The organism is Candidatus Dedyshia acidiphila (assembly GCF_051025295.1).
Taxonomy (GTDB): Bacteria; Acidobacteriota; Terriglobia; order Terriglobales; family Acidobacteriaceae; genus KBS-83.
This window is the reverse complement of the sequence record NZ_JBMGJV010000125.1, coordinates 1-254: the sequence shown is the minus strand read 5'-3', so window position 1 is coordinate 254 and position 254 is coordinate 1. Positions and strand designations below refer to the sequence as shown.

General features: G+C 55.1%; 1 pseudogene. It reads left to right on the top strand.

The window, feature by feature from the left end:
* Positions 1-19: 19 nt before the first annotated feature.
* Positions 20-254 (top strand): annotated as a pseudogene (locus AC5IJH_RS18420) (hypothetical protein); the annotation flags it as partial.

Below are 254 nucleotides of genomic sequence, written 5' to 3'. Positions count from 1 at the left end.
TGCTGCTCCTCTGCGGGCGATGTTCGCTCCAGCAACAGCCAGCCTAACCACAACCTATCTCTACGTCAAGATTTCTGCACTCAAGGTTTTCAACAGCAGTACACTCCACCGGTATGGTTCCCGAGAGTCTCACGAGGCGAAGTCAGACGGGACCCACGTCTTCCTGGTTCTCTGGAAGACGTATCGCGCGCTTCTGGCGCGGGCAGATGCAAGCAAGCGGCGCATCAATCTATGCGATTCAGATTTTCGAGTTC